Source organism: Micromonospora orduensis, assembly GCF_006228125.1.
Lineage (GTDB): Bacteria > Actinomycetota > Actinomycetes > Mycobacteriales > Micromonosporaceae > Micromonospora > Micromonospora orduensis.
The window spans coordinates 1-7452 of sequence record NZ_VDFY01000315.1; the positions used below are offsets into that span (position 1 = coordinate 1).

The following is a 7452-nucleotide window of genomic DNA, read 5'->3' on the forward strand; positions in this document are numbered from 1 at the left end:
GCCGGCGTACTCGTCGACGTGCAGCTCGGTGTCGCCGTCCGCCGGACCGGTCCAGCGCACGGTCAGCTCCTCCAGGGCCTGCTCCTGCACGAAGGCGACCAGACCCTCCCGGTACAGCTCCAGCAGCGCGAGGAACCGGGCCACCACCTCCAGGGTGGCCTCGCAGTCCGCGCAGAGCAGCGAGAACGTGGCCGTGCCGGCGCGGCGCAGGCGGTTGGCGAGGATCGCCGCGTGCTCCCGGACACTGACCCGGACCATGTGCACGTGGGCGATGGAGACCTCCGGCACCGGCTTCGGGGTCATCGCCTTCACGGCCAGCTTCAACAGCCGCTGCGGGCCGATGCCGAGCACCAGGTCGGGCAGGGCCTCGGCGTACCGGGGTTCCAGGCTGACCGCCCGTGGATAGCGGCGACCGCCGACGGCCTCCAGCTCGGCGATGTGCGCCGCCGCCTCCTTGTACGCCTTGTACTGCAACAGGCGGGCGAAGAGCAGGTCCCGTGCCTCCAGCAGGGCGAGGTCCTCCTCGTCCTCCACGTCGGCGGCGGGCAGCAGCCGGGCGGCCTTCAGGTCCAGCAGGGTCGCGGCGATCAGCAGGAACTCGCTGGCCTCGTCGAGGTCCCAGTCGTCGCCCATGGCCCGGATGTACGCGATGAACTCGTCGGTGACCGTGTGCAGGGCCACCTCGGTCACGTCGAGCTTGTGCTTGCCGATCAGTTGCAGCAGCAGGTCGAACGGGCCGGTGAAGTTGGCCAGCCGCACCGTGAAACCAGCGGACGGCACGCCCTCGACCACGGCCGGAGCAGCGGTCTCGGGCGGGTCGAGGGGTGGCGCGGTCACCGCACGACCGTAGTGCACGAGACGGACACCGGGCGTTCCGGCTACCGCTCCGACTGGGCGGCGATCACCTCGCGGGCCAGCTGACGGTAGTTGCGCGCCCCGGAGGACGCCGGGTCCATCGTCGTGATGGGGGCGCCGGCCACCGTGGACTCGGGGAACTTCACCGTCTTGGTGATGACCGTCTGATAGACCTTGTCGCCGAACGCCTCCACCACCCGCTGCAACACCTGGCGGCAGTGGGTGGTGCGGCTGTCGTACATGGTGGCGAGGATGCCTTCGAGCTCCAGGTCGAAGTTGAGCCGTTCGCGCACCTTGTCGATGGTGTCCAGCAGCAGCGCCACACCACGCAGGCTGAAGAACTCGCACTCGAGCGGGATGAGCACGCCGTGCGCGACCGTCAGCGCGTTGATCGCCAGCAGACCCAGCGAGGGCTGGCAGTCGATCAGGATGTAGTCGTACTCCTTGCGGACCGAGCGCAGGACCCGGGCCAGGGCCATCTCCCGGGCGACCTCGTTGACGAGCTGGATCTCGGCGGCGGAGAGGTCGATGTTGGCCGGCAGCAGGTGCAGGCCCGCCACGTCGGTCTTGATCAGGACGTCCTCGGCGGTCACGTCGTCCTGCATGAGCAGGTTGTAGACGGACAGGTCGAGGTTGTGCGGGTTGACCCCCAGGCCCACCGACAGCGCGCCCTGCGGGTCGAAGTCGACGAGCAGCACCTTGCGGCCGTACTCGGCCAGGGCGGCGCCCAGGTTGATGGTGGTGGTCGTCTTGCCGACGCCGCCCTTCTGGTTGGCCATCGCGATGATGCGCGCCGGGCCGTGCCGATCGGTGGGCATCGGCTCGGGGATGGGCTTGCGCATCGTGTAGGCCGCCGGGTCCGCCGGACCGAGGTCCGCACCGAGCGTGGCCTGCTGCTCGCGGAGCTCCGACGTCCAGGTCTCGGCACGGTCACCGTTGCCAGCCATGTCCTCGTTGCCCCCTCCCGACGACCCACCCGGCGTCGGAGCCGTCCGACGTCCTTCGCGGCGCCGCTGCGCACCCCGGTCGTGTCGCCCCAGGAGGTCCGCGCCGATGCCGACTGTACGCCACCGACCAGCAGGGGGTTCGGCACCGGCCCGGCGTGTCGGGACCGACCGCGACCGGGGACCTCAGCCCCGGGCGCGCGGGTGGGCGGTGGCGTACACCTCGCGCAGCCGTTCGACGGTGACGAGCGTGTAGACCTGGGTGGTGGTCACCGAGGCGTGGCCGAGCAGTTCCTGGACGACCCGCACGTCGGCGCCACCGTCGAGCAGGTGGGTGGCGTACGAGTGGCGCAGGGTGTGCGGGGACACCGCGGCCGGGCCGTCGACCGGCAGTCCGGCGTGGGCGGCCGCCCGGCGCAGGATCATCCAGGCGCCCTGGCGCGACAGCGCGCCGCCCCGGGCGTTGAGGAACACCGCGGGGGTGCCCCGGCCCGCCGCGGCCAGCCCGGGCCGCGCCCGCACCAGGTAGGCGCGGACCGCCTCGACGGCGTACCCGCCGATCGGCACCAGCCGCACCCGGCCGCCCTTGCCGCGCAGCAGCACGGTGCCCTCGTCGTGGTCCAGGTCGTCCACGGCGGCGCCCACCGCCTCGGAGATGCGCGCGCCGGTGCCGTACAGGAACTCCAGCAGCGCCCGGTCGCGCAGCGCGAGCGGCGCGTCGTCGCCGGTCGCGGTGACCGCGCCGGCCGCCTCCAGCAGCCGCACCACGTCGTCGACTCCCAGCGCGCGGGGCAGCCGACGCGGCGGGGTGGGCGGGCGCACGTCGCGGCTCGGGTCGACGCCGGTCAGGCCCTCGCGCAGCGCGAAGCGGTGCAGGCCGCGTACCGCGCTGGCCGCGCGGGCGGCGGAGGAGACCGCCAGCGGCGGGTGCTCGTCGTCGCCGGCGCGCAGCCGGGCCAGGTGCGACTCGACGACGCCGGCGCCCACCGACGCGAGGTCGGCGACGCCGGCGTCGGTGAGGGTGGCGAGGTAGCGGTCCAGGTCCCGGCGGTACGAGGCGAGCGTGTTCGCGGACAGGCCGCGCTCGACGGTGAGGTGGTCCAGGTAGGCGCGTACGGCGCGGCGCAGCGCCGGCGCGGACCGCTCGTCCGCGCCGGCGCTGGCCGCGATGCCGGTCAGCCCGCCACCGCTCAGCTCAGCGCGTCGGCCAGCGGGAGCACGTCCATGCCGTGCGCCTCGGCGACCGGGCCGTAGGTGACCCGGCCGGCGTGGGTGTTCAGGCCCAGCGCCAGCGCCGGGTCGCTGCGCAGCGCCTCCCGCCAGCCCTGGTTGGCCAACTCCAGGGCGTACGGCAGGGTGACGTTGGTCAGCGCGTAGGTGCTGGTGTTCGGCACCGCGCCGGGCATGTTCGCGACGCAGTAGAAGATCGACTCGTGGACCTTGTAGACCGGGTCGGCGTGCGTGGTGGGACGCGAGTCCTCGAAGCAGCCGCCCTGGTCGATCGCGATGTCGACGAGCACGCTGCCCGGCTTCATCCGGGAGACCAGCTCGTTGGAGATCAGCGTCGGGGCCTTCGCGCCGGGCACCAGCACCGCGCCGATGACCAGGTCGGCGTCGAGCACCGCCCGCTCGACCTCGTACGCGTTGGACGCGACGGTCTGCAGGTGGCCCCGGTAGATGGCGTCGGCCTGGCGCAGCCGGGCGACGTTCTTGTCCAGCAGCAGCACCTCGGACTGCAGACCGAGCGCGATGGCGGCGGCGTTCATGCCGGAGACGCCCGCGCCGATGACGACGGTCTTGGCCGCGTACACGCCGGAGACGCCGCCGGGCAGCACACCGCGTCCGCCGCCGGTACGCATCATGTAGAAGGCGCCCACCTGCGGGGCGAGCCGGCCGGCGACCTCGGACATCGGGGCGAGCAGCGGCAGCGACCGGTCGGGCAGCTCGACGGTCTCGTACGCGATGCCGGTGACCTTGCGGTCGATGAGCGCGTCGGTGCACTCCTTCGAGGCGGCCAGGTGCAGGTAGGTGAAGAGCACCTGCCCCTCGCGCATCCGGTGGTGCTCCTCGGCGATGGGCTCCTTGACCTTGAGCACCAGCTCGGCGGTCTCCCACACCTCGTCGGCGGTGGCGAGGATCTTCGCGCCGGCGGCGGCGAACTCCTCGTCGGTGATGCTGGAGCCGACCCCGGCGCCGGACTCGACGAAGACCTGGTGGCCGCTGCGGGTGAACTCGTTGACACCCGCTGGCGTGATCGCCACGCGGTACTCGTGGTTCTTGACCTCGCGTGGGATTCCGACCTTCACGATGCAGACACCTCTCTTCGGGGCTGCTCTCCCCCGACTGCTCGGTGCCGCGATGGCCCCATTGCCACCACGGTCCACCGGTCCCGCCGGCGGCAGTCTAGGCGCGCCCGACGCCGCCGCGGGCCAGCACAGTGGCATCCGGTGACCGGGTGTCCTGACGATGTGTCAGGGCAGCCGGCGCGGTACGGCGGTGGAGCGTCACCTCAGCCGTCAGGACAATCTTCGGCCATTATCGTCCCATCTGCCGGGTGGCGATGCGGACAGCAGGCGAGTGGATCACTAATGTGACCGCCCATGACCACTCCTCCTTACCAGCCGGGGTACGCCCCGGGTTACTCCGACAAGAGCAAGGTCGTCGCGGGCATCCTCGGCATCCTGCTCGGCACCTTCGGGGCCGGTCGGTTCTACACCGGACACACCAAGATCGCCGTTCTCCAGCTCGTCGTGAGCTTTGTGACCTGCGGTGTCGGCGCCCTCTGGGGCGTCATCGACGGCATCCTCATCCTGGTCAACGGCGGCACCGACGCGCAGGGTCGCCCGCTGCGCGACTGAGCGGCCGGATCGACGCGCGAAGGGGCCCCGCGGCTGACCGCGGGGCCCCTTCGCGCGTACCCCCGCCGGCTGGACCGGCGGCGGCGCTCAGCGTGGCAACGGCGCGTCCGCCCGGCGCAGCGCCGTGAAGCCGGTGTCCCGGGCGCGGGCCGCGGCCAGCAGCCCGGCCACCGCCGACGCGTTGGTGACCTCGCCGGCCAGGACCATGGCGACCGCCTCGTCCAGGTCGATCCGCACGACCTGGAGGTCGGCCTCCTCGTCGTGCCGCTCGTGCCGCTCGTCCAGGGGCACGTCGGCGAGGTCCCGGGCCAGGAACACCCGGACGACCTCGTCGGTGAAACCGGGCGAGCTGTGCAGGTCGACAAGCACGTCGACCCGCCCGGCGGTGAGGTCCGCCTCCTCGGCCAGCTCCCGCAGCGCGGCCGCCGGCAGCTCCTCGCCGGAGACGTCCATCAGCCCGGCCGGCAGCTCCCACAGGTGCCGCCCCACCGGATGCCGGTACTGCCGGATCAGCACCACCTGGCCGGCGTCGTCGAGCGCCACCACGGCCACCGCCCCGACGTGCCGGACGAGGTCGCGCACCCCGGTCCCGCCGCCCGGCATGGTCACCTCCTCGGTGACCACGTCGAAGATCCGCCCCCGGTACCGCTCCTGCCGGGAACGCACCTCGTAGCGGTGCTCCAGCCCGCTCACGCCGCCGCCTCGCCGCGCTCGACGACGCTGCCGGTCCGCTCGCCGCGCTCACTCACGAGCTGGACGCGGCCTTCGACGCGGCACCGTTGCGGGCTGCCTTGCGCGCCGTCGGGGCCTCCGCCGCCGCGTCCAGGTCGACAGGCAACTGGTCGGCCTGCGAGTACGCCACGGCCGCCTTCACGAACGAGGCGAACAGCGGGTGCGGGCGGGTCGGACGGCTCTTGAGCTCCGGGTGCGCCTGCGTGGCCACGAAGAACGGGTGCAGGCTCCGGTCCAACTCGATGAACTCGACGAGCCGGCCGTCCGGCGAGGTGCCGGAGATGTGCAGACCCGCCTTGGTCAGCGCGTCCCGGTAGGCGTTGTTGACCTCGTAGCGGTGCCGGTGCCGCTCGCTGATCTCGGTGCTGCCGTACGCCTCGGCCACGATCGAGCCCTCGGCAAGCGTCGCCGGGTACGCTCCGAGCCGCATCGTGCCGCCCAGGTCACCCCTGCCGGCGACGATGTCCTCCTGGTCGGCCATCGTGGCGATGACCGGGTGGGCGGCCTGCTCGTCGAACTCCAGCGAGTTCGCGCCGTCCAGGCCGGCCAGGTGCCGGGCCACGTCGATGGTCATGCACTGCAGGCCGAGGCAGAGGCCGAGCAGGGGAATGCCGTTCTCGCGGGCGTACCGGGCGGTGCCGATCTTGCCCTCGATGCCGCGTACGCCGAAGCCGCCGGGGATCAGGATGCCGTCCACGCCAGCCAGGGCCGCCGCCGCGCCGGCCGGGGTGACGCACTCGTCGCTGGGCACCCACGTGAGCTGCACCCGCGCCCGGTGACCGAAGCCCGCCGCGCGGATCGCCTCACTCACCGACAGGTACGCGTCCGGCAGGTCGACGTACTTGCCGACCACCGCCACGGTGACCGTGTGCCGGGGCCGGTGCACCCGCTCCAGCAGGTCGTCCCAGCTGGTCCAGTCCACGTCCCGGAAGGAGAGCCCGAGCCGGCGCACCACGTACGCGTCCAGTCCCTCGCGGTGCAGCACCTTCGGGATGTCGTAGATGCTCGGGGCGTCCGGCGCGGCGACGACCGCCTCGGCGTCCACGTCGCAGTAGAGCGACAGCTTCTCCTTGAGCTTCACCGGGATCTCCCGGTCGCAGCGCAGCACGATGGCGTCCGGCTGGATACCGATGTTGCGCAGCTGCGCCACCGAGTGCTGCGTCGGCTTGGTCTTCAGCTCCCCCGACGGCGCCAGGTACGGCACCAGCGACACGTGCAGGTAGAAGCAGTTGTCGCGGCCCAGGTCGTGGCGGACCTGGCGGATCGCCTCCAGGAACGGCAACGACTCGATGTCGCCGACCGTGCCGCCGACCTCGGTGATCACCACGTCGGGCTGCTGGCCGTCGTCGTCCGGGTCGGCCATCGACAGGATCCGCGACTTGATCTCGTTGGTGATGTGCGGGATGACCTGGACGGTGTCGCCCAGGTATTCCCCCCGGCGCTCCTTGGCGATCACGTCGGAGTAGATCTGGCCGGTGGTGACGTTCGCCTTGCCGGACAACGCCCGGTCCAGGAAACGCTCGTAGTGCCCGACGTCGAGGTCGGTCTCGGCGCCGTCATCGGTGACGAAGACCTCGCCGTGCTGGAACGGGTTCATCGTCCCCGGGTCGACGTTCAGGTAGGGGTCGAGCTTCTGCATCACCACGCGCAGCCCGCGCGCGGTCAGCAGGTTGCCGAGGCTGGAGGCGGTGAGGCCCTTACCCAGCGAGGAGGCGACGCCCCCGGTGACGAAAATGTGCCTGGTCGTCCGTGCTGATGGGGCCAAGGCCTGCTCCCGTGTCGTCTGTCGCGGTCATGCAGACCGCCGTGCTTGATCAGCTCAGTGATCACGCGATCCACGGGATTCGACGGTAACACCTCCCGGGTCGGTACCCGCAGGCCGCACCCCGGCTGCGACACCACAGGGGTCACCGCGACGACACCCGACGCTCAGGGAGCGGCAACCTCGGTCGATGACCGGGTGACCTGCCGGGGCGGCACCACAGCGGTCGGCTCCGGCGCGTCGTCGACGTTTGGGGACCGTTCGACCGGCGGCGTCACCGGGGGCCGGGGCCGGCCCCCGG

General features: G+C 72.2%; 7 protein-coding genes. 1 reads left to right on the forward strand and 6 read right to left on the reverse strand.

Going from position 1 to position 7452, the window contains the following annotated elements; all coding sequences use genetic code 11:
• The 4 genes from FHG89_RS32400 to ald form a co-directional block, all read right to left on the reverse strand.
• Nucleotides 1-837 (reverse strand): segregation and condensation protein A (locus FHG89_RS32400; RefSeq protein ID WP_425280253.1); only part of this gene is annotated, 837 nt, incomplete at its 3' end.
• A 41-nt stretch (nt 838-878) separates the two neighbouring features.
• Complete coding sequence (locus FHG89_RS32405) at nt 879-1802, reverse strand: ParA family protein (RefSeq protein WP_088990243.1); 924 nt, start codon at nt 1800-1802, stop codon at nt 879-881.
• A gap of 183 nt (nt 1803-1985) precedes the next feature.
• On the reverse strand, nt 1986-2969 hold the full coding sequence (locus FHG89_RS32410; protein WP_139588190.1) for a site-specific tyrosine recombinase XerD: 984 nt from the start codon (nt 2967-2969) through the stop codon (nt 1986-1988).
• Between the two features lie 20 nt (nt 2970-2989).
• Entirely contained in the window at nt 2990-4105 is a 1116-nt protein-coding gene (ald, locus tag FHG89_RS32415; protein WP_139588186.1) for an alanine dehydrogenase, read from the reverse strand.
• Nucleotides 4106-4399: 294 nt separating this feature from the next.
• On the opposite strand from ald, the gene FHG89_RS32420 reads away from it, so the two are divergent.
• The gene (locus FHG89_RS32420) at nt 4400-4657 is read left to right on the forward strand and encodes a TM2 domain-containing protein (RefSeq protein ID WP_139588187.1); all 258 of its coding nucleotides are present in this window, start codon (nt 4400-4402) and stop codon (nt 4655-4657) included.
• Between the two features lie 87 nt (nt 4658-4744).
• On the opposite strand, the gene FHG89_RS32425 is transcribed toward FHG89_RS32420, so the two are convergent.
• The gene (locus FHG89_RS32425) at nt 4745-5350 is read right to left on the reverse strand and encodes an NUDIX domain-containing protein (protein WP_139588188.1); all 606 of its coding nucleotides are present in this window, start codon (nt 5348-5350) and stop codon (nt 4745-4747) included.
• A gap of 52 nt (nt 5351-5402) precedes the next feature.
• On the reverse strand, nt 5403-7154 hold the full coding sequence (locus FHG89_RS32430) for a CTP synthase (RefSeq protein ID WP_139588189.1): 1752 nt from the start codon (nt 7152-7154) through the stop codon (nt 5403-5405).
• Nucleotides 7155-7452: the final 298 nt, after the last annotated feature.